Genomic DNA, 20,779 nt, shown 5'->3' with positions numbered 1-20,779 from the left:
GATATATATCCTTTCTCATTCGGTTTTATTTTCATATTTTCGTATCACCGCTTTTGCTAGCTGTAAGCGTGTGAGTCGCGCATTCATTGCTTTTTTCTCTAAATATTTGTGTGCTTGTTGCTCATTCATATGTTCATGTTCTAATAACAGACACTTTGCTTGCTGGATAACCTTGGTTTCCTGCAGACGTTGTTTCCATAGCTGTTCATCTTTTTGATGTTGTTTTTGTTTGCGTTGAGTAAGTATGGCAAATTTTAAAAGCTGAAACAGCGTATGTTGATGTATTGGTTTTCCAACGGTCATGATACCGGCTTTCTGCATGCGATCCTCAATACTTTTTAATTTCTCATGATGTACCAGCAATAAGATGCTGGCATTGTTTTTCACATTCATATCCAATACCAGACGATAATCTGCTTCATCTGGAAGCGGATAGTTTATGATAATGAAATCATAGGCAGCTGTCATAAAAAGACGGCGAGCGTGCGCTGCATGGGTGCTGATCGTGATACTGAGGTCATCTTCACATGCTAAAAATTCGCGTATGCATTCAGTTGTCTTTTTACTGCCAGATATAATCAATACACGAATCATAGATCATCACCTCTTTTAATCGTATCAAGTTATTGTTTGTGTGTTTTCATTTGGATAGTTTTTACATTTAGTTTTAATGCACAAATCCTTGTTTGCAGTAGACCGATAGCCTTATTCGTATATATATCGATTCATAGTTAGTATGGTGTAGAACAAGAGCTAGAATACTATCTAAGCGTGTATTATGCAATCACAGGTTGCATGATCCCATGCTTAAAATTCGCAGTTGTCTAATCATGAAATGTTATTAAAAGTTTTAACACTTCCCTTACAAGTCGCTATTTCTTTCTGGTTATGAAATTAAAAAGGGCGTTAAAGGAAGTGAAACATCTAGTTTCATCCTTTGAACGCCTTTGTTCAATACTTATTTTATAATATATATAAAGCTTACTTTAACATTTCATGAACGATGATATTACTATTACGCTCTGGTCCAACAGATATCATAGAGATTTTCGTATGGCACAATTCTTCAATGCGACGCAAATAAATTTTGGCATTCTCAGGAAGTTCATCATAATGGGATATGTTTGCGATATCCTCATTCCATCCATCGAATATTTCATAAATAGGTTTTGCTTTTTGCAAGTCTTCAATATTGCTTGGGATGTAATCATAGCGCTGTCCATCAATCTCATAGGCAACACACATTTTGATTTTATCAAACCCGCTTAAAATATCTAACTTGGTGATGACAAGATCGGTTAATCCATTGATCATTGCGGCATGTCGTACAACATTGACATCCAGCCAACCACAGCGGCGTGGACGTCCGGTCGTAGCACCATATTCCCCACCTTTTTCACGCAGTGTATCGCCTTCCTCATCAAATAATTCACATGGGAAAGGTCCTTCTCCAACACGCGTAGAATATGCTTTGGCGATTCCAATGATCACATCCAACTTCTGTGGTGCAACACCGGCACCTGTACATACACCGGCACTTGTTGGTGAACTGCTTGTCACATATGGATAGTTACCATAATTGATATCCAGCATTGCCGCTTGGGCACCTTCAAACAGCACCTGTTTGTTTGTGTCTAATGCTTCATTAACTAGCAACTGTGCATTGACGATACGAGGTAATAGTTTTTCTCTGATCTCGGCAAATTGCTGCACCATGTCTTCATATACGAATCCTTCATCCTGATAAACTTGATGGAAGAGGATGTTTTTCATTTCTAAAGCCCGTTTTAATTTCTTTTTAAACTGTTCAAAATCTTTTAGATCTCCCATTCGCAAGCCGATGCGAGAATACTTATCAGCATAGCATGGACCAATGCCACGTTTCGTCGTACCGATTTTTGCTTCCTGCAATTGAGCTTCCTGCAAACTATCTAAACGCATATGATATGGCATAATGATATGGGAACAATCAGAAATCTTGACATGTTCCGTAGGCAGACCTTTTTCTTCTAATGCCTTAATTTCTTCCAAAAAGACAAAAGGGTCAACAACAACACCTGGTCCAATGATACACAACGCTTTTTGTAAAACGCCACTTGGCAACAAATGGAGAACCACCTTATCATCATTGACAACAACTGTGTGTCCGGCATTGTTACCACCTTGAAAACGAACAACATAATCCATATGGGAACCTAAATAATCGACGACTTTTCCTTTTCCTTCATCGCCCCACTGTGTTCCTACAACAACATAACCTGGCATAAAAATTCCTCCTTGCGGGTTTTTAAAGCCCAGTTGTTAAGACTTATAAAAAATCCTTTACTAATATAGCACAATCTATGGTAAATGGAAATATTTTTTTCATGAAAATAAATGGGAATTGTTACATTTAGATAGATTTAGCAGTATCACATAAGTGAGTAATCTTGCAAAAGGCACTAAAAAAAGGCATTTTATGCCCTTTTTCGTTATTTCATGCACGCTTCCAATTTATCAACAGCAGGTGCAATTAATTTCTGGACTTTTTTTACTGTTTCAGGGGTGAAGTCATCATCTTTATAAATCTGTGAAATGGCATCCATCATTGGTAATTCAGCCCATAATTCAACGTCGTTGCTCTGTAAGAATTCATCTGTATTCTTATGTGCAAATATTTCAATATGGCGACCACAATCTGGACAAACGACATAGCTCATGTTTTCGATGATACCCAAAACCGGCACCTTTACTTCCTTACACATATTAATGGCTTTCGATACGATCATTGATACCATAGGTTGTGGTGTAGATACCATCACAATGCCATTCACCGGCATATTTTGTAAAACAGTCAATGCGACATCACCAGTTCCCGGTGGCATATCGATCAGCAGATAATCCAATTCTTCCCAAACGACATCTGTCCAAAACTGACGAACAGCATTTCCAACGATGGGACCTCGCCATACAACCGGTTGATTTTCATCATCCATCAAAAAGTTCAAAGACATTACTTTAATACCATCTTTATCAATGACAGGTTCAATAGCATCGTTTGTGCCATATGCCTTTTCATGTTCCAAGCCTAAAAGTCTTGGAATACTTGGCCCGGTGATATCGGCATCCATGATACCGACCTGATAGCCTCTTTGACGCAGCTCTTTTGCTAATAAAACGCTCATTGAGCTTTTACCTACGCCACCTTTTCCACTCATCACGCCAATGACGTGTTTGATTTTGTTGCGGGCATTGTTCTGGATACCACAGGTATCTTCACTCTTCCCACAGGTCCCTTTACTAGGACAGCTACTGCAATTACTCATGTTCTCTACTCCTTTACTTATTTATTTCCATAAAGCCAGCATACTTGTTCCAATCGTATTCTCTGGCATCTCAATTGCAAAATTTTCCGCAATGCTGGCACCGATATCCGCAAAGCTATCGCGCAATGCTAATAAGCCATGTCCTTGCATAGATGGACTATAGGCAAGCATTGGCACCATTTCTTTGGTATGATCACTGCCTTTATAGGTAGGATCATTTCCATGATCAGCAGTGATAATTAATAAATCATCTTCCTTTAGCTGTTTTAATACGATGCCGAGTTTTTCATCAAAGCGCTCTAGCTCTTCCCCATAGCCAACAGGGTTACGGCGATGCCCCCACAAAGCATCAAAATCAACAAGATTTACAAAACATAAGCCTTGGAAGTCCTTTTTCATGATATCGATTGTCTGCTCCATACCATGCACACTGCTTTTTGATTTATACGCTTCACTGATGCCTTCGCCTACAAAGATGTCATTGATCTTACCAACACTGATAACATCATACCCATGCTCTTGTAAGGCATTTAATACCGTTTTCCCATATGGTTTTAAGGCATAATCATGGCGATTTGCCGTACGCTTGAATTCACCTTTTTTCTTGCCGATATATGGACGGGCTATAACACGTCCTACCTTCCATTCCGGTTTCATGGTCAACTCTCTGGCGATTTCACAACAGCGATATAATTCGTCTAAACCAAATGTTTCCTCGTTACCGCAAATCTGCAAGACACTATCTGCGGAAGTATAGACAATCATATCTCCGGTGGCAATTTCGTGTTCGCCCAGCTCATCTAAAATTTCGGTACCACTTGCTGCTTTATTTCCGACAATCTTATGGCCGGTGCGTTTGCTCAGCTCATCAAGCAGCTCCTTAGGAAAGCCACTTTCTGTAAATGTTTGAAATGGTGTGTCGATATATAACCCCATCATTTCCCAATGACCGGTCATCGTATCCTTACCGACACTGCGCTCGATCATTTTGGTATAATATCCCATAGGTTCTTGTACGCTTGCTACATGCTGCATAGGATGCAGATTGGCAAGTCCTAGTTTTGCTAAATTTGGGATATGGAAATTTTCCATATGCATAGCAATATGGCCTAAGGTATCACATCCTTCATCGCCATATGCCTTGGCATTAGGGGCAGCCCCAACACCAAGGGAATCTACAACGATGGCGAATACACGTTTATATGTTTTCATGGTCGTCTTCCTCCTTTGATCTTGGATGAAAAGATGCATAAGCATCTTGTAATCGTTTGTTTTGAATATGGGTGTAAATTTGTGTCGTAGCGATATCCGCATGTCCCAGCAACTCCTGTACAACGCGAAGATCAGCACCACCATCTAAAAGATGTGTGGCAAAGCTATGACGAAAGCTATGTGCGGATAAACGTTCATCTAAGCCAAGTGCTGTAAGTTTGCTCTTAATCAGGTTATGTACATATTGTCTTGAAACATTCTGTCCTCGTGAGTTAAGAAACACAAAAGGACTTCGCTGTTTCACCCATTGTGGGCGAACAAATTCTAAATACTGTTGCAACGCATGTACGCTGCGCTGATGCATAGGCACCATCCGCTCTTTTTCTCCTTTACCAAGCACTTTGAGAAAGCCCTGCTCTAAATGTGTCATATTTAAACGCAAATGCGTCAGCTCACTTACTCGCAAGCCACAGCCATAAAGTACTTCTAATAAAGCCTTATGGAATATGTCCATATCACTGTCTTGGAAGCTATCTAATAAGCGTTCAATATCCGCCACATTAAAATAGGTCGGTAATTTCTTTGCGGTTTTGGAAGAGCGTATGTGTAAGGTTGCATCGGGAATTTTAGGGTATGTCATCGTCAAATAGCGATGAAACATGCGCAATGAAGTAATCATATGATTGACACTGCTCGTTTTTTTCTTTACTTTTTGTTCTTTGAGAAAATCTTGCAGATCCATGTAGGTTACATCTTCAATAGCCGTAAATCCATGTGCGTCTAAAAAAGCGAGGTATTCCTTTAGATCATTACGATAGGATGCCACGGTTGCTAAGGACTTATTCTCTACGACTTGTATATAATGAAGATAATCTTCAAACGCATCAGTTATCTGCATAATCTCACCATGTGATATTATAGCACAGTTTTTATCTTTTTGGTATGGATAGGCTTATATCCTTACTACATGCAGAAACACTTCAATATCCTATCTTTTAACCGTAAAAAAGAAATATATACGTGACAATCTAAAATAGTATTGAGATTGAACAATCTTACGATTGATACTTTACATCATCGCTTTAGCATGATTGGTGGTAATACATGTGTATGATGCCCCCCATCTTTAATTGCCTCAATTAAAACAGTGATGGCTTCCTCTTTATTTTGATCATAAACAAATTGTAAGGTACGCACACCGAATCGATGTTGTAACAATTCTTTCATCAATTCGCCAATCCGATCCGCACGATGTACCAAATAAAAACGGCCTTTTTCTTGTAGCGTGGAAGCTGCCTGTTTACACAATAAAGGAAAAGGCAGGTAACACTCGTGACGGGCAATACGCAAATAATCACTCTCATTGAGATTTGCATGCGTATTGACCTTAAAATAAGGTGGATTGCATATCACAACATCTACCTTAGGAAGCGTCATGTTACCTGCATCGCCTGCTAAAATTGTAAATGGCACACCACAATCTTTTAAATTATGTTCAGCCAACTTGCATGCTGCTTCTTGAATTTCTACACCATATAGGTAAGCGGGCTGCTTTGTTGCAGCCACTGCCAGTAAAGCTCCATTGTTCGTTCCAATATCTAAGATGCGCTCTCCTTGTTTTATCTGCATAAATGCGGCTAAAAGACTGGTATCAGTATTTATGCGAAACATGTCTTTTCGTTGATATACATAAGTAGTTGTACCATGTATATAATCATACGTATAATGATCGTTCATCTTCTCACTTCCTGTATGTAGTATTATACAGGAAAATCACATTAAATTAAACAGCTTAATGAATTCAATAACAATCGTTGATTTCAAATATGCCCCCACTAGCATAATCAGAAAACAAATAAAGATATCATTAAGTACGGTATTAAATAATTTACGAAAGTCTAGGCGTTCACGGTTTGTGCAACTATAAACGATGTACATTGACAATTGAATTGCACTGGCAGAAATCAAAAACGTAGCAAGTAGGTCAAACACAACCTGGGGTAAGAGTGTCAACAAAATGCCGACAATTCCTTTCATCTGATAGGTTGCCACAAAGAGCGCACAAGAGAAGCCGATTTGTAATCCCTTGGTAAACACAACGAAACTAATAATGGGGATGCCGGCAATGCTTGTCCCCAACAAAAAGACAAATAAAATAAAAAGAATTCCCAAAAAGAATTGTGATATAAAATAGTCATACTTATTGACATTGGAATCAATGGTCGTTAAATAAGCAGAAAGATTTTGAATATCATTCACATCTATGTAATTCGATAAGATAATACCCATGCATAGTCCACAACCAACCAAGATAGCAATATACAAATAGACATTTTGATATTTCTTTAAAAAGCCGTGATAATGATGTTTCTTTTTCATATGCTCACCTCACTTCAGCATATGAAAAAAAAGAAGAGTTCACCCCTTCTTTTCTTCGTCATATTTCTACATTTTTTTCTTAAGCTGCGCGGCACTGATCAGATTTGCACCAGGAAGTTGCTTATTCAACTGTTTCAACACTATAGCAACATCGTTTGTATCTTCTACGGGTTCTTGAAACATGTCAATTTGTGTAACACTGGTTTCTTCACTGTAAAGCGATCCTAATCCGATTCCAAGATGACGGATTTCTTTACCGTTGTGATTTTGATCAAACAATAGCAATGCTGTTTCCAATAAAATGGTTTCCTCATTCGTATAGCCTTGTAAAGACTGTGAGCGAACAGCATTGGTAAAATCATAATATCGAATAGAAATGGATAGTAAAGAACCTTTGATTTTTTCTTGTTTTGCTCGTTGACTCAAAGAATGAGCTAAACGGCGAAAAACAGTTTTTACTTCATCGTATTCTATGATATCACGATCCAGTGTCGTTGATTGTGAAATGGATTGCACACTGGTGTTATAGGATAAACGATTACTGCCATTTCCACGCGCATGTTGAATGGCCATATACCCCTGCTTGCCAAGCAGTGTCATTAGCATCGTTTCATTTGATGGATCAGCCAAATCGCCAATGGTATGAATTCCACGTTCTTCTAATAATGGCACACTTTTCTTACCAATGCCCCACATATCTGTGATTGGTAGTGGCCATAACTTAGATGGCACTTCTTGTTTTCGCAATACCGTGATTCCCATAGGTTTTCGCATATCACTCGCCATCTTTGCTAAAAACTTATTTGGTCCTACTCCTATACTGCATGGTAACCGCAAATCTTCATAGACACGTTTCTGAATGATCCATGCCAAATCTAGCGGTCGTTTATAATTACCTATGATATCAGTAACATCCATGTAACATTCATCGATACTAGCCGGTTCAATACAAGGGGTGAATTTACGCAGATAGGTGAAAAAACGATTACTTAATTCTTCATACCAGGAAAAATCACCTTGTACAACTACCAGCTGCGGACATTTTTCTAAAGCCATCAATAATGGCATAGCACTATGAACTCCACATTTACGAGCTTCATAATTTGCCGTACTGACAACACTTCTGCGATGCAATCCGGCTACAGCAACCGGTTGTCCCTCCAACGCAGAATTCTTCAAAACCTCCGCACTTGCATAAAACGCATTTAAATCAATATGAAATATAACTCTTCCTGCCATATCCAACATCCTTTATTTTGGTTAATAAAACATCAAATGTACATGATGATTCATCCGCTTACCTTGACCATTATAAAGGATTTCAGGAAGAAAAGCTAGCGATAAGTTTGCATCATCGCTGTTTTGTTTTTTAAACGATGCTCAAGACGTAATTTATCGGCAATCATCGCAATGAATTCCGAATTGGTTGGTTTTGCCTTACTAGCAGAAATCGTATAACCAAAAATATCATCAATGGCATCAATATTCCCTCTATTCCAAGCTACCTCTATCGCATGACGAATGGCTCTTTCCACACGTGAGGCGGTCGTTGCATATTTACGAGCAATCTCCGGATATAAGACTTTGGTGATCTGACCTAAGAAATCAACATTTAGATAAGTTTCTAAAATAGCTGTTCGTAAGTACATATAGCCTTTGATATGTGCGGGTATACCGATCTCATGGAGTAATTCCGTAATCTCACTTTCCAGTTCTAATTTGGCAAGGCGTTTCTTTTCATCTTCATCAAGATTCACCCGCAAGCCATTGCCTTTCTTTTGTTTACTGGTAAAGCCAACGATGAAGTTTAGCTTATCGACAAGCTCCTCCATCTCAAAAGGTTTCATGAGTATGTAGTCGATCCGAAAATTCTGCACTTGTGATACGATCAAATCATTCACAAATGGTGTTGTGGTAATGATGTGAGCTACCTCAATGTTGTTTTTCTTTAAATCTTGCAGAACACTGATCCCATCCTTCTTTGGCATCAGCAGATCCAGTACGAGGATGTCAATGTGTTTCCCATGAAGCTCTACAAGACATTGTTCACCATTGGTGGCACTGCCTACGATCTGATATGCATCACTCTTTGCGAATGCTGCTTTCATAGAGTGAATCATTTCCAGACTGTCATCGACAAGATAGACGCTAAGTTTGTTGTTCATATATTTCTTTCTCTCCTTCCCTATTAATTATAAGAATTCTAAATGAGAAATAACAATGAATTTGTCGAACACCGTAAAGAAATTTACAAATTTTTTCAAATTATGAAAAAATGACGACGTTTTATGCCGTCATTTCTGTGATAACACCAAAGTGTAAGTCGAATAATGTCGTAATTACGCAAGTTTCTTAGAATTAGATAACATCCATTCGATAAAGACACCATATCCATGAATAGGATCATTCGTAATAACGTGTGTAACTGCTCCTATGATTTTGTTATCTTGGACGATAGGTGAACCACTCATGCCTTGAATAATACCATTTGTCTGTGCTAATAATACAGGATCGTCAACAATAAATTCTATACCTTTTACATCACCGATGTGCTGATGATGAATCTTGGTGATATTGATGGAAAAAGCTTGTACTTCGTCACCATGTAAAACCGTATACAACTGGGCTTTCCCTTTGTGTACACTTTGCGCATCTGCCCATTCCATGAGAGGCGCATTCCTTCCCAATTGTACATAGGTTCCATAAATACCAATACGCGTATTTTCCCGAATCGTTCCCAAGACTCTAGTAAAATCAATGGTGGCGCGTTTTTCTCCGGCATGATTTTGCTGTGCTTTTTGAATAGATGATACATTCGCCGGATAAATACTTCCTGCTTGAATATCCGCTATCTCCTGCAAATCCGTATCCATAATTTCATGCCCAAGTGCTCCATAAGTATGATTGCTAGGATCATAATAGGTCAAGGTACCAACACCGACAATTTTATCTTTTACATATAAACCACACTTATATACCTTGTCTGTTTCATCATACACATTAAACAATGATGTTTCTATGAGCTGATTCTTTCTAAGAACAGTGATAGGAATACTATCTTTTGATTGTGTTCTTTGATAGGTCAACAGTTCCCTTTGCATATCAGCAATGCTTGTTACCGTGACGCCATTGATTTTTTTTATGATATCTTTTTTCTGAATATAGGTTTCCGGTGTATACGTTTTATTTTGTATCGTAAAGTGATACGTCCCACTGATGAGTACACCATCATAAGAAACTTCAATACCAACGCTATCTCCGCCTAAATAAATACCTTCATTGGCACAGATCATTGAAGGATGAATGAATAGGCAAATGAAACAGCTTAGTAAAATTAAAAATTTCTTTGACAAAGTATCACCTCCCAGGGCTAGTTTGTCCTGTGTCAAGTGAAACAAGTCAAAGAAAATCATTAATCTCTTCGCGCTTTTTCTAATAATTCTTTTGCCATGGCATGCGCAGAAACACTTTGTGATGCACTAGATATACTAGCAAGTTGAATGATACGCTCTTGTTCATCTAATACATGGATCTGTGTTTTGACATGATCATTTTCCTGTAACTTTTCTACTACATAATGATGGTCCGCACAAGCTGCTACTGGAGCCAGATGTGTTACGCAGAAAACCTGAACATCTTTTGCCAGCTCCTGCATCTTTTTACCAATAGCAAAGGCAACATTGCCACTGACACCAGTATCTATCTCATCAAAAATAACAGTCTCAATACCTTGCAAACGTGTGAATACCGTCTTCATGCCAAGCATAAAACGCGATAATTCACCACCGGAAGCCGTTGCTGAAAGACTTTTTAAGCGTTCTCCAGCATTCATCGATATTAAAAATTCCACCTTATCCATCCCGGTGGCATTGCCTGCAAATGTTTCAATTGAAACATGAAAACGTGCATTGGGCAATTCTAGATCACGCAACTGTGTAACAACAAGTTCTTCCAATTCTTTTGCTTTCGCCATGCGCAACGTATGCAGTTGTTTTGCTTGCGTCTCATATGCCGCATAAGCTTTCTGTCGGGCTTTTTCCAATTTTGTGATAGCATCTTGACGATGTAAGATACCATCAATGGTACGATCTAGCTCATCGCGTTTTTCACAAACAGCATCATAGCTTCCTCCATATTTACGAAAAATTTTATGTATGTAAGAAATACGATCCTGCAATTCATGGAAATGTTCTTCATCAAATTCTAGGCTTTGTACATATTCTTTGATTTCTTCAGTAAGATCTTGCATCACATAATAAGCATCATTTAACTTCTGTGCATATGTATCCAGTGTCTCATCATAATGCAATCCACTTAATTGATGAGCCGCTTCATAGATAATAGGCAATCCACCCTCTTCTTCATCCAATAATTGAATTGCGGCATGTAAACCGGCACTGACCTTTTCATAACCCATCATATGACGCAATTCTTCTTCTAATTCATCTAATTCATTTTCTTTCAGCATTGCTTCATCAATTTCATTTAACTGAAATGTGAGAAATTCTAAATCATCTTCACTGTAATCTGCATGCAGCAGTTGTGAAAGCTCATCATCACATTTCTTAAAAACACGATAGGTATCACGAACATCCTCGCGTAATGCATCTTGTTGCAGAAAACGATCCAGTAAAGATAGATGATATTTGGGATTCAATAAATATTGTGTATCATGTTGGGAATGTAAATCAACTAGAGCTGCCATAACTTCTTTTAAAAAGGCAATCGTTGTTGTTCTTTGGTTAATACGTGCGACACTTTTGCCTTCTTTACTAAATTCACGCGTTACGATGAGCAAATCATCTTCCAAAGTATATCCCGCTTCATCTAATAAGCTTCTTACAGCGTGGTGAGAAGGCACTTGAAAGACTCCTTCGATAATTGCTTTATCTTTACCATCTTTTACCATACTGGCACTGATGCGATCTCCTTTTAAGATTCCTATGGCATCCATCAACAGCGATTTACCTGCTCCTGTTTCACCAGTAAAAGCAGACATATGGTCTTCCAATGTTAAATTCACATGATCCAGCAAAATAAAATCTTTGACATAAATTTGTGTCAGCATAGAATCACCTCGTTTTCTTATGGTTCATGACGATTGTATGATAATCAAATAGCTGCTGCTTGTAGGTATCACAAATGTGCATGACAAATTCATGGTTGCCATCTCTTCCTAAGATGCTGCTTTCTTGTAAATGATGAACATAAAGTCCTTGTTCTTTTACAAAGTCAACCATCTCTTGCAACACGCGCATGTGCACCTTGGCATCTTTAACAATGCCATGTTTTCCAACGTAAGCTTTCCCTGCCTCAAATTGCGGTTTAATCAAAACAACAAGTTCTTTCTTACTCATCACCGAGAATACTGCTGGTAAAATGAGTTTTGCGGAAATAAAAGAGACATCCATACAAGCAAAGGTAATTGCATCATCAAACATATCCTTGCGCAAATAGCGACAATTGCAATTTTCCATATTTACGACGCGTTTATCCTTACGCAATCGCTCAATCAATTGATCTTTTCCTACATCAACAGCATATACCTTTTGAGCACCTTGTTGAAGACAGACATCACTAAATCCTCCCGTGCTGGCACCCACATCCAAACACACACGATCTTTTAGTTGTAACTGAAAATCATCTATGACATCATATAGTTTAAAACCAGCTCTACTGGCAAATACCATATCTGCTTCGAAAATGACAATTTCATCCTCTTCTGTTATAGCATAACTACTTTTGGTGATGGTTTGTCCATTAACCTGCACAAGGCCTTCTTTGATCATATCTTGTGCACGAGAGCGTGATAGATCTCTACGCATGACAACGATTTTTTGATCTAATCGCATAGGCATCCTCTACAAATAGCTTGCGATAATATCGCAAAGCGTGTTGATATCTAAACGTTCCAATTTCTTTAATTGCGGTATACTGCCGTGTTCTACAAAATGATCATCAATACCGATACGTACAAAATGTTTTTGGTAGCCATGATCATTCGCATATTCTAAAATCGCACTGCCTAAACCACCAGCTAACATATCTGTTTCATAGATGATGACAGGTTCTTCCATTTGACAAATGCTATTCAGCATTTCTTCATCCAGAGGTTTAAAGAATCGTGCATTTACAACGGTAATCGCTAGTCCATTGATGCGCGCCTTAGAAATAACTTTATCCACATTATCTCCATAGGTGATTACACAAAGTTTACTCGTCTCCATAATCTTATGCATGCTCCAACTGCCAATACGCACAGGATGATATGTATCTACCTTATGAAAGGGAGTGTTTCCACGCGGATAGCGTAATGCAAAAGGGTGTTCTTGCGTAAAAGCTGTGTATAAAAGTTGTTGTGCCTCATCGCCATCTTTTGGTTGTGCTAAGATCATATGCGGGATATGACGCAACATGGCAATATCAAAAACACCATGATGGGTTTCACCATCCTCGCCAACTAAGCCACAACGATCAATGCCAATGACAACAGGCAGATCCATTCGAGCTACATCATGACTGATTTGATCATAGGCACGCTGCAAAAAGGAAGAATATACTGAGATAAAAGGACGTTTCCCACTTGCAGCTAATCCTGCCGCAAAAGTCATCGCATGTTCCTCGGCTATACCACAATCAAAACTACGCGTAGGAAATTGCTCAAAGAAAGCAGATAACTTACTGCCACCTTTCATAGCAGGGGTGATTGCTATGATATCTTTATTATCTTTTGCCAAATCACAAAGTGTACTGGATATGACTTCACTCCAGCTTTTTTGCCCATTTGGCATACGTGATAAGGAACAACCGGTCTTAGGATCAAACTGCGATACACCATGCCATTTTCCTTCTTTATCTTCTTCCGCAAAAGGATACCCTTTTCCTTTTTTTGTTAATACGTGTACGACAATCGGGCCATCATGACGCTTTGCTATTTCTAACACTTTGATCAAACGACGAATATCATGACCATCTACCGGACCGATATAATCCAAATTAAAATCACCGAAAATCGAAGTATCCACAACATTTTCTTTTACCGCATTTTTGATATTTTTCATGGATTCTAAAACACTTTTCCCCATTTTAGAGGTTGATAAAGCACCTTTTAAATCTTCTTTTAAAGTATTATATGGCTTACTTGTACGAAGCCGAGTAAAGGTTTCATCCATTGCACCGACATTTTTGGAGATTGACATGTTATTATCATTGAAAATAATGACCATATTACGCTGTTCACTGCCAATTTGATTTAATGCTTCCATGGCCATACCACCCGTTAAAGCTCCATCACCAATTACAGGAACAACCTGATAGGAAGCATGATTCAGATCCCGTGCCACACACATCCCTAAAGCGGCAGATAAAGAAGTAGAAGAATGCCCTGCTTCCCATGCATCATGCTCACTCTCTTTGCGTTTCTGAAAGCCGGCAATGCCTTTGTATTGGCGCAGTTGCGTAAACAGCGGCGCACGTCCAGTTAATATTTTGTGTACATACGATTGATGCCCAACATCAAAAATGAACTTATCCTGTGGTGTATCAAAGACATAATGCATCGCTAGTGTCAATTCTACGACACCTAAATTGCTTGACAAATGTCCTCCTGTTTTCGCAATACTCTCAATTAAAAAAATGCGAATTTGTTGGGCAAGATCTTCCAACTGTGCATAGGATAAGGACTTGATATCCGATGGACTTTTAATATCAAATATATTCACATGATCACCTCATCAGTTTTTACGCTTTGTTAAAGCCACAAAGATGGCATCCAAGGCATGCGCATCATCAAACAGTTCATGCAGTCTTTGCTGCGCCCGCTCATAATAGAAGGATGCCTCTTTTTGCGCTTCTTCAATACCAAGTAAAGAAACATAGGTGCGTTTATTATTCTGCGCATCACTGTTGATATTTTTACCCAATTCCTCAACGGTACTCGTAACATCCAAAATATCATCTTGGATTTGAAAAGATAAGCCCAAATCACTACCGATTTGCTCCCAAGCAGGAATATCTTCTTCATGGTGTGTTAGATAAGCCGCACATACCAAAGGAAGCGTTAATAAACGTCCGGTCTTATAATAATGAATATCTTTTAGTTCCGCCAAGGTAAGATCTTCCTTTACTTCACCTTCTAAATCTTTTATCTGTCCAAGTACCATACCATCTGCTCCAGCATACCTGCTTAATGCTTTTACGATAGCACAATTCACCATCGCATCCTCACTTGCCATAGCTCCCAGTAAAAAAGCCTGCGTTAGTAAAGCATCTCCTGCTAAAATGGCAGTTGCTTCATCAAATTGCACATGACAAGTCGGTTTACCACGGCGCAGCGTATCATCATCCATTGCCGGAAGATCATCATGAATTAAAGAATAGGTATGTATCATTTCAATAGCTGCAGCAACAGGATATCCAACACGCTCTTCTATGCCATAACATTGCAAAGCTGCCAGTAAAATTTGCGGACGTATTCTTTTACCTCCTGCCATTAAAGAATACTGCATGGCATCTTTTACTTTGGAATCTTGCAAAGCATCACATATATGCTGCAAATATGTTTCAAAGTTATTCATCACCTGCATCCTCCTGATAAGCAGCTAAAAGCTGAGCCACTTTATTTTCAAAGGTTTTTAACTGCGTATCACAAGAATTTACGAGCTTCAGCCCTTCTTCAAATAAGCTGATGGCTTCTTCTAATTCTATTTCATTTCGTTCTAATAATGATACAATTTCTTCTAATCGCGCCATGGAATTTTTAAATGATTGTTTTTCTTCCATTATAATCTCTCCTTTTTCTTTACACAAGCATGCAGAAAGCCATCCACAAGACGTATGCGCATAAGACTTTCTTCTTGAACATCATCAATAGATTTAATCAATGTATCTTTAGTTTCAGCAATCGCATAACCACGCTTTAAAACATTCAGCGGACTATAGGCATCTAGTAAGGATATTTGTTTATATAATGTTGTCTGTTGTTTCCTTTGATATTCTTGTAGCGCATGTGCAAGCTGTATCCAAACCTTTGCTTTTTCCGCTTGTTTTTTCTGTGCAATCTGTTGCGATTGATGTGCCAATCGATTTGCATATTCCTGTACTGTATGACGATGTTTTAACAGACGCTGTTCGATCATTCCCATTTCCCGTGCTTGCATCGCTAATTTCATCTGACTTTCACGGATATAAGATAAGGGATCGCTCATATAACGATGTTGCTTTAAAGATTCAAGGACAGCCTTTTCTTCTTGCAAACGATGATTCATGATTTGTTTCATCCTGCTTTTTAAATGCATAAGCTGCATAAGGATTTCTTCACGTTGAGGTGTTATCAATTCCGCAGCAGCCGTGGGCGTTGGCGCTCTGGCATCACTCACATAGTCAACTAATGTCGTATCTGTTTCATGCCCTACACCAGTCACGACAACACTTTTCATCGAACTGATACAACGTGCAACACGCTCTTCATTAAAACACCAAAGATCTTCAATTGCTCCGCCTCCACGAACCAACAAAATCACATCATGTTCCATCTCATCAGCCTTTTTTAGATTACGAATAAGATCATCTGCCGCATTGATTCCTTGCACAAGACTTGGATAAACATGAACATTTGCTAACGGCCAACGTCGTGCAATTGTTGTCAAAACATCTTGCACGGCTGCTCCGCTTTTTGCGCTGATTACGGCTATATCCATGGGATATAAGGGCAAAGCTTTCTTACGCTCCAAAGCAAATAAACCTTCCTTCGCCATCTGCTTCTTCACCGCTTCTAACTTTAAGTACAAATCACCTAAGCCATCCACTTGTACATGTGTTACATATAACTGTAAGCTGCCTTGTGGCTCATACATTGAAACTTCCGCTCTGACGATGACCTTCATACCTTCTTTTAATAAAATAGAACAGCGACTAGCATACGAAGAAAACATCACACAACTGATTTTAGCCTTTTTATCTTTCAGCGTAAAATACCAATGACCGCTACGATGATTGGTAAAATTGGAAATTTCGCCTTGAATCAGTAACGTTTGCAGATTAGGATCATGATCAAGTGTCTGTTTCAGATAATGGACAAGATCATAAACACTAAGAAGGGGTAGTTTCATAAACGATCTAAAACCCCATTGATGAGTTTATATGTTTCCTCATCACAATATTTTTTTGCTAATGTCACTGCCTCATTAATTACGATTGGTTTAGGAGCGATCTCCATATCCAATTCACAGGCTGCCATGATCAATATTGCTTTTTCTACATAACCCAAACGCTCAAATGTCCAATCTTCACGCAAGGCTTCATTGATCATCTGAATATAATCCTCTTCATATTTTATGGCATCAATGGTTACTGTATATAGAAATGGATCTATTTCATTACTGTCATTGTTTTCAAAAACTGTTTCTTTAATATCTTTATTGAGAAGAAAATGCTGATACAGGCAAGTCATTGCCTTCTCTCTTAATTCATGTCTGCTTACTGCCATATTCTGATCCTCCTGTATATTCTTTTTTATTTTATCATAAAATGATGTAAAACCACTATGTATTTGATTGAAACATGCAAGTTTTCTTATTCCTTCCATGGAACCTGTGCACTAGGTACCACTTGAGATGCCACATCGGCATGCACTTTCTGATCATCGAAAAAGATATGGGGCGCAAATGCCTTTAAAACATCTTTTTTGGTTATTCCACCTAGGAAAAATGCCTCATCAATACGTACATCCCAAGCCCGTAAGGTCCGTATGACACGTTCATGAGCTGGAGCGTTGCGAGCAGTTACCAAAGCCGTGCGAATGGGAGATTGTGTACTATCCATATGATTCTGTAAATCGCTGATGGTTTTTAAAAAACGCGCAAATGGTCCAGCCGGCAATTGTTGAAGAGCTTTTTTTTGCTCATTTTCCACAAAGGCTGCCAAGCCTTTTTCCTGAAAGATGCGCTCTGCCTCATCGCTAAACAAAACAGCATCCCCATCAAATGCAATTCGTATTTGCTCAATCTCTTGCATCGGATCAAAGTCCTGAATAGCGTTGGTATAAATACGTCCAGCCGCAAAACCAGCTTGGATGGCTGCTTTGACATCTTCTTCATTGGCACTTAGAAATAAATCAACCCCAAAACTAGAAAGATAAGGAGATAAAGCAGCACCTCCACTCAATACAGCGCGGCTGATATCCAACTGATAATGCGCTATACTGTTGAAAATGCGCAAAGAAGTATCTGCTGAATTTCGCGACATGATCAACACTTCTACCTTACGTTTATCAAATCTACTATTCAATTTTAATAAAGCTTTTACTAATGCAAAACCACTTCCCGGCTTTAAGATCGTATCTTCATGAGCAATCTGATAGTCCGCATATGCTTTTAAACCTTCTTCTTCATAAATGCGATTTTCTTCATCTAGATCAAAAAGAGCTCTTGAACTGATTCCGATCACCAAACAATCCTCTAAGCTAACCGCCATATCTTCACCTCCAACTCAAAAAAAAGAAATCCATGCGGATTTCTCTAAAACATAAAGCCACTGACGCGAATATCAATCTGGTCAGGCTGAAAGCCCGTCATGTGTTCTATATTTTCAAAGATCTTACCCTGCAGTTTACTGCATACATCGTTTACATTCACGCTGTATTTCACTTTTACATCCATCGTTAAAATCAGCTGATCGTTCGCAATTTTACAAACAAGCGGATATTTAAATGGTGTACTTGTTTCTGCGAGCTTAAGATTTTCGTCTTCTTCAATAACAATCTTGGCAATCGTCTGAAAAGCTGATTTGCTCAATGCGATAATACCATCGTTATTGTTTTCCTTCAAAGCAATGTATTCTTGTGCCATAGTTATCACCCTCTGGAACTATTATAACAAAAACCATTCCTATTTGAAAGTGACTTCAATGAAATATTTCTGATTTGTTACTTCACTGACGGTTTTCATGATTTCATTTGCTAATTTTTTTTCATCTTTTTTATCAAATACATTCACGATACATGTATTATCCTTAATTTCAACTGCTACATTCAATTTTTCTTTACTTAATGCCTGTGCAACTTTCTGTTGCATTTCTTTGTCATCTTTTAATTCTTCCATCGTTGTCAATGCCTGCTTTTTCGCTGTTTCATCTGCATCACCTTTTGATAGAACCGAACTGTTTTTGTTAATTTCACTATCTTTTTTCTTGTCAATTTCTTCCTGCAGTTTCGCTGCCTCATTCACTTTGGATGTATCCTTGCTTTCTTCCTGTTTCCCTGTTTTCGTCTCTTTATTTTCTATCTTGTCTTTACTGTTAGAATCGCCAGTTTCTTCTTGTGGCGTATTCTCCTTCATCACTGCTGTTGTATCACTTGGCAGCGTGACATAGTATACACTTAACATCAAAATTAATGAAAACATGGTCAGAAATGCAAGTGCCTGTTTATTCATAGAAAATGCCCTCCTTGCTACTACACTACTATGCAAAAGGGCATCTTAATATGTCTATTAGGTTTCAAAAAGATAGGCTCAACTGAAAATCTTGCGCATACGTGTCATCCATTCATCATAATACGCTTCCTTATACTGCATAAAATCAGAATAACTGATGACGCGTTTTTCCAATTCTTCAATAAACTTCACAAAAGCCTTATTTATGGCGATCATCTTATCATCGTGAATAATCTTGATCGTTCCTATTTCACAAAGTGAATTCGCCAACATTCGCGAACACTCATCATGTAATAAATCACTCTGATCCATCGGCAGACGTACAAAGCTTGTGTTTAGCCAGTAATTGTCTACCAAATAATTGCGAATTACCGTTAAGAACAAACTGAAGTCTTCCATATTATTCCCTGGTTCAATGGCAAATAACATATTAAAGAAGACAAACCAATCATAGTCTTCATTAATGATGGAGAGTAAATAGGTCCCTAAGATATGAACAAAAACATCTTGTGAATAAAAACCTTCCTCCATCACAATTTCATTTTCAAAGTCCATATGTATGGAGTTCAATTTCTTAAACGTCCGAAACAAAGTCGCAATACGGTCATTATTTCCGCCATCATAGCGAATATCCTTAATGAAGATATAATGACCTAAAATCGTTGAAGTGTTCTTTAGATTCATAGTAAAACCAATAGATTCATTCATTTTCGTCGCGAATAAATCATTAATTGCCTTACTGATTTGTTTTTCAAAACTTGATTCGGTAATATTGGCATCTCCTAAGGATGTTGACTGCATCTGATCATAAATAATGTTAAGCTGGCGATCGGTTATTGTCAGGTTGGCTTTGATACTGGCCAATAAATCTTTCATAAAATCATCGTACACATAATAATTGGTGTTCTTATAAACCAATTTATGCTCAATTTCTCCCCAAAAGGAATGTACCAGTGCTTTTATCTGCAATTCCATATTCACCTTCACACCATTTTTGAGATAGTAACCGTCAATGCGATAGATGGCAAATCCATTTTTTTGAATTTGTGGTTGGCGGGAAGCACAATCCAAATAAAATAGTGGATGCGCCTCATTGCAATAATACCCATCATCTTCATTACGAACATTCATACGTTCGCGAATGATATTTAATACTTTATATTCATCCTCAATGAAACGACATTCAATAATAAAACCAATCAAATCGCTTAGATTGTCCAAAATATCTTGCGCATTTTGATAGTCCACATAAAACCGATTGCGGATAATCTTTTCTCGTAGACTTTCTTTGCTTTTGACGCGCGAATTCACATCAACGATCATCTCGGTTTTATTAGCAAATAAGTCTTTTAGCGCTTTACGAATATCTTTTTCCACTTCATGATAAAATGCATTATTTTCTTCTAGCAACGCTAATGCCTCATCAATTGTATCAAATAGCTTTAAACGCAT

Annotated in this window: 21 protein-coding genes; all 21 read right to left on the bottom strand. The window is 38.3% G+C overall.

The annotated features are described in order from the left end of the window. Positions 1 to 15: 15 nt before the first annotated feature. Positions 16 to 594: an ANTAR domain-containing response regulator gene (locus tag LI241_RS07690; protein WP_008688483.1), complete on the bottom strand. Its 579-nt coding sequence runs from the start codon at positions 592 to 594 to the stop codon at positions 16 to 18. A gap of 387 nt (positions 595 to 981) precedes the next feature. Further along, the gene (locus tag LI241_RS07685) at positions 982 to 2,265 is read right to left on the bottom strand and encodes an adenylosuccinate synthase (protein ID WP_227151120.1); all 1,284 of its coding nucleotides are present in this window, start codon (positions 2,263 to 2,265) and stop codon (positions 982 to 984) included. Between the two features lie 206 nt (positions 2,266 to 2,471). After that, entirely contained in the window at positions 2,472 to 3,305 is an 834-nt protein-coding gene (locus LI241_RS07680) for an Mrp/NBP35 family ATP-binding protein (protein ID WP_008688490.1), read from the bottom strand. 21 nt (positions 3,306 to 3,326) lie between these two features. After that, positions 3,327 to 4,517 carry a phosphopentomutase gene (locus LI241_RS07675; protein WP_008688492.1) on the bottom strand — a complete coding sequence of 397 codons (1,191 nt, stop codon included), beginning with the start codon at positions 4,515 to 4,517 and terminating at the stop codon, positions 3,327 to 3,329. After that, the gene (locus tag LI241_RS07670) at positions 4,504 to 5,415 is read right to left on the bottom strand and encodes a tyrosine recombinase (protein WP_008688493.1); all 912 of its coding nucleotides are present in this window, start codon (positions 5,413 to 5,415) and stop codon (positions 4,504 to 4,506) included. Before LI241_RS07670 ends, LI241_RS07675 begins: the two co-directional genes overlap by 14 nt. Before the next feature lie 176 nt (positions 5,416 to 5,591). After that, positions 5,592 to 6,254 carry a tRNA1(Val) (adenine(37)-N6)-methyltransferase gene (locus LI241_RS07665; protein WP_117547586.1) on the bottom strand — a complete coding sequence of 221 codons (663 nt, stop codon included), beginning with the start codon at positions 6,252 to 6,254 and terminating at the stop codon, positions 5,592 to 5,594. Positions 6,255 to 6,290: 36 nt separating this feature from the next. After that, the gene (locus tag LI241_RS07660; RefSeq protein WP_008688498.1) at positions 6,291 to 6,896 is read right to left on the bottom strand and encodes a stage II sporulation protein M; all 606 of its coding nucleotides are present in this window, start codon (positions 6,894 to 6,896) and stop codon (positions 6,291 to 6,293) included. A gap of 66 nt (positions 6,897 to 6,962) precedes the next feature. After that, the gene (dinB, locus tag LI241_RS07655; RefSeq protein WP_008688500.1) at positions 6,963 to 8,135 is read right to left on the bottom strand and encodes a DNA polymerase IV; all 1,173 of its coding nucleotides are present in this window, start codon (positions 8,133 to 8,135) and stop codon (positions 6,963 to 6,965) included. 95 nt (positions 8,136 to 8,230) lie between these two features. Further along, positions 8,231 to 9,061, bottom strand: a complete 831-nt coding sequence (gene spo0A / locus LI241_RS07650; protein ID WP_008688501.1) for a sporulation transcription factor Spo0A — start codon at positions 9,059 to 9,061, stop codon at positions 8,231 to 8,233. Positions 9,062 to 9,235: 174 nt separating this feature from the next. Continuing rightward, positions 9,236 to 10,249 carry a SpoIVB peptidase S55 domain-containing protein gene (locus LI241_RS07645; protein WP_026006720.1) on the bottom strand — a complete coding sequence of 338 codons (1,014 nt, stop codon included), beginning with the start codon at positions 10,247 to 10,249 and terminating at the stop codon, positions 9,236 to 9,238. Positions 10,250 to 10,308: 59 nt separating this feature from the next. Beyond that, on the bottom strand, positions 10,309 to 11,964 hold the full coding sequence (recN, locus tag LI241_RS07640; RefSeq protein ID WP_008688506.1) for a DNA repair protein RecN: 1,656 nt from the start codon (positions 11,962 to 11,964) through the stop codon (positions 10,309 to 10,311). Positions 11,965 to 11,968: 4 nt separating this feature from the next. Beyond that, a complete protein-coding gene (locus LI241_RS07635; RefSeq protein WP_227151118.1) occupies positions 11,969 to 12,748 on the bottom strand; it encodes a TlyA family RNA methyltransferase in 780 nt (259 codons plus the stop codon). Between the two features lie 9 nt (positions 12,749 to 12,757). Next, positions 12,758 to 14,617, bottom strand: coding sequence for a 1-deoxy-D-xylulose-5-phosphate synthase (dxs, locus tag LI241_RS07630; RefSeq protein WP_008688510.1), 1,860 nt, complete (start codon positions 14,615 to 14,617; stop codon positions 12,758 to 12,760). Between the two features lie 12 nt (positions 14,618 to 14,629). Beyond that, positions 14,630 to 15,472 carry a polyprenyl synthetase family protein gene (locus tag LI241_RS07625; protein WP_008978360.1) on the bottom strand — a complete coding sequence of 281 codons (843 nt, stop codon included), beginning with the start codon at positions 15,470 to 15,472 and terminating at the stop codon, positions 14,630 to 14,632. Continuing rightward, positions 15,465 to 15,677: an exodeoxyribonuclease VII small subunit gene (gene xseB, locus LI241_RS07620; protein WP_008688514.1), complete on the bottom strand. Its 213-nt coding sequence runs from the start codon at positions 15,675 to 15,677 to the stop codon at positions 15,465 to 15,467. The genes LI241_RS07625 and xseB overlap by 8 nt, the downstream gene beginning before the upstream one ends. Beyond that, positions 15,677 to 17,005 (bottom strand): exodeoxyribonuclease VII large subunit, encoded by a 1,329-nt coding sequence (gene xseA, locus LI241_RS07615; RefSeq protein WP_008688516.1) that lies wholly within the window; start codon positions 17,003 to 17,005, stop codon positions 15,677 to 15,679. Before xseA ends, xseB begins: the two co-directional genes overlap by 1 nt. Beyond that, on the bottom strand, positions 17,002 to 17,382 hold the full coding sequence (gene nusB / locus LI241_RS07610) for a transcription antitermination factor NusB (RefSeq protein WP_008688518.1): 381 nt from the start codon (positions 17,380 to 17,382) through the stop codon (positions 17,002 to 17,004). Before nusB ends, xseA begins: the two co-directional genes overlap by 4 nt. A gap of 86 nt (positions 17,383 to 17,468) precedes the next feature. Continuing rightward, the gene (locus LI241_RS07605; RefSeq protein ID WP_008688520.1) at positions 17,469 to 18,368 is read right to left on the bottom strand and encodes a 5'-nucleotidase; all 900 of its coding nucleotides are present in this window, start codon (positions 18,366 to 18,368) and stop codon (positions 17,469 to 17,471) included. A gap of 44 nt (positions 18,369 to 18,412) precedes the next feature. After that, entirely contained in the window at positions 18,413 to 18,742 is a 330-nt protein-coding gene (locus tag LI241_RS07600; RefSeq protein WP_008688522.1) for an Asp23/Gls24 family envelope stress response protein, read from the bottom strand. Between the two features lie 39 nt (positions 18,743 to 18,781). Continuing rightward, complete coding sequence (locus tag LI241_RS07595) at positions 18,782 to 19,327, bottom strand: SpoIIIAH-like family protein (RefSeq protein ID WP_008688524.1); 546 nt, start codon at positions 19,325 to 19,327, stop codon at positions 18,782 to 18,784. 78 nt (positions 19,328 to 19,405) lie between these two features. Continuing rightward, entirely contained in the window at positions 19,406 to 20,779 is a 1,374-nt protein-coding gene (locus tag LI241_RS07590) for a GTP pyrophosphokinase family protein (RefSeq protein ID WP_008688526.1), read from the bottom strand.

This window comes from Longicatena sp. 210702-DFI.1.196, from assembly GCF_020563125.1.
Taxonomy (GTDB): Bacteria; Bacillota_I; Bacilli_A; order Erysipelotrichales; family Erysipelotrichaceae; genus Longicatena; species Longicatena caecimuris.
The sequence above is the reverse complement of the archived record's forward strand: the minus strand, read 5'-3'. Positions and strand labels throughout refer to the sequence as shown.

Bases quoted from the DNA above. Each gene is read 5' to 3' on its own strand.
- LI241_RS07680 (WP_008688490.1), bottom strand. From the start codon at position 3,305: ATGAGTAATTGCAGTAGCTGTCCTAGTAAAGGGACCTGTGGGAAGAGT.
- LI241_RS07685 (WP_227151120.1), bottom strand. From the start codon at position 2,265: ATGCCAGGTTATGTTGTTGTAGGAACACAGTGGGGCGATGAAGGAAAA.
- recN (WP_008688506.1), bottom strand. From the start codon at position 11,964: ATGCTGACACAAATTTATGTCAAAGATTTTATTTTGCTGGATCATGTG.
- dinB (WP_008688500.1), bottom strand. From the start codon at position 8,135: ATGGCAGGAAGAGTTATATTTCATATTGATTTAAATGCGTTTTATGCA.
- LI241_RS07590 (WP_008688526.1), bottom strand. From the start codon at position 20,779: ATGCGTTTAAAGCTATTTGATACAATTGATGAGGCATTAGCGTTGCTA.
- LI241_RS07605 (WP_008688520.1), bottom strand. From the start codon at position 18,368: ATGGCGGTTAGCTTAGAGGATTGTTTGGTGATCGGAATCAGTTCAAGA.
- LI241_RS07675 (WP_008688492.1), bottom strand. From the start codon at position 4,517: ATGAAAACATATAAACGTGTATTCGCCATCGTTGTAGATTCCCTTGGT.
- LI241_RS07635 (WP_227151118.1), bottom strand. From the start codon at position 12,748: ATGCGATTAGATCAAAAAATCGTTGTCATGCGTAGAGATCTATCACGC.
- xseB (WP_008688514.1), bottom strand. From the start codon at position 15,677: ATGGAAGAAAAACAATCATTTAAAAATTCCATGGCGCGATTAGAAGAA.
- LI241_RS07665 (WP_117547586.1), bottom strand. From the start codon at position 6,254: ATGAACGATCATTATACGTATGATTATATACATGGTACAACTACTTAT.
- LI241_RS07595 (WP_008688524.1), bottom strand. From the start codon at position 19,327: ATGAATAAACAGGCACTTGCATTTCTGACCATGTTTTCATTAATTTTG.
- spo0A (WP_008688501.1), bottom strand. From the start codon at position 9,061: ATGAACAACAAACTTAGCGTCTATCTTGTCGATGACAGTCTGGAAATG.
- LI241_RS07660 (WP_008688498.1), bottom strand. From the start codon at position 6,896: ATGAAAAAGAAACATCATTATCACGGCTTTTTAAAGAAATATCAAAAT.
- LI241_RS07690 (WP_008688483.1), bottom strand. From the start codon at position 594: ATGATTCGTGTATTGATTATATCTGGCAGTAAAAAGACAACTGAATGC.
- LI241_RS07600 (WP_008688522.1), bottom strand. From the start codon at position 18,742: ATGGCACAAGAATACATTGCTTTGAAGGAAAACAATAACGATGGTATT.
- LI241_RS07670 (WP_008688493.1), bottom strand. From the start codon at position 5,415: ATGCAGATAACTGATGCGTTTGAAGATTATCTTCATTATATACAAGTC.
- nusB (WP_008688518.1), bottom strand. From the start codon at position 17,382: ATGGCAGTAAGCAGACATGAATTAAGAGAGAAGGCAATGACTTGCCTG.
- xseA (WP_008688516.1), bottom strand. From the start codon at position 17,005: ATGAAACTACCCCTTCTTAGTGTTTATGATCTTGTCCATTATCTGAAA.
- LI241_RS07625 (WP_008978360.1), bottom strand. From the start codon at position 15,472: ATGAATAACTTTGAAACATATTTGCAGCATATATGTGATGCTTTGCAA.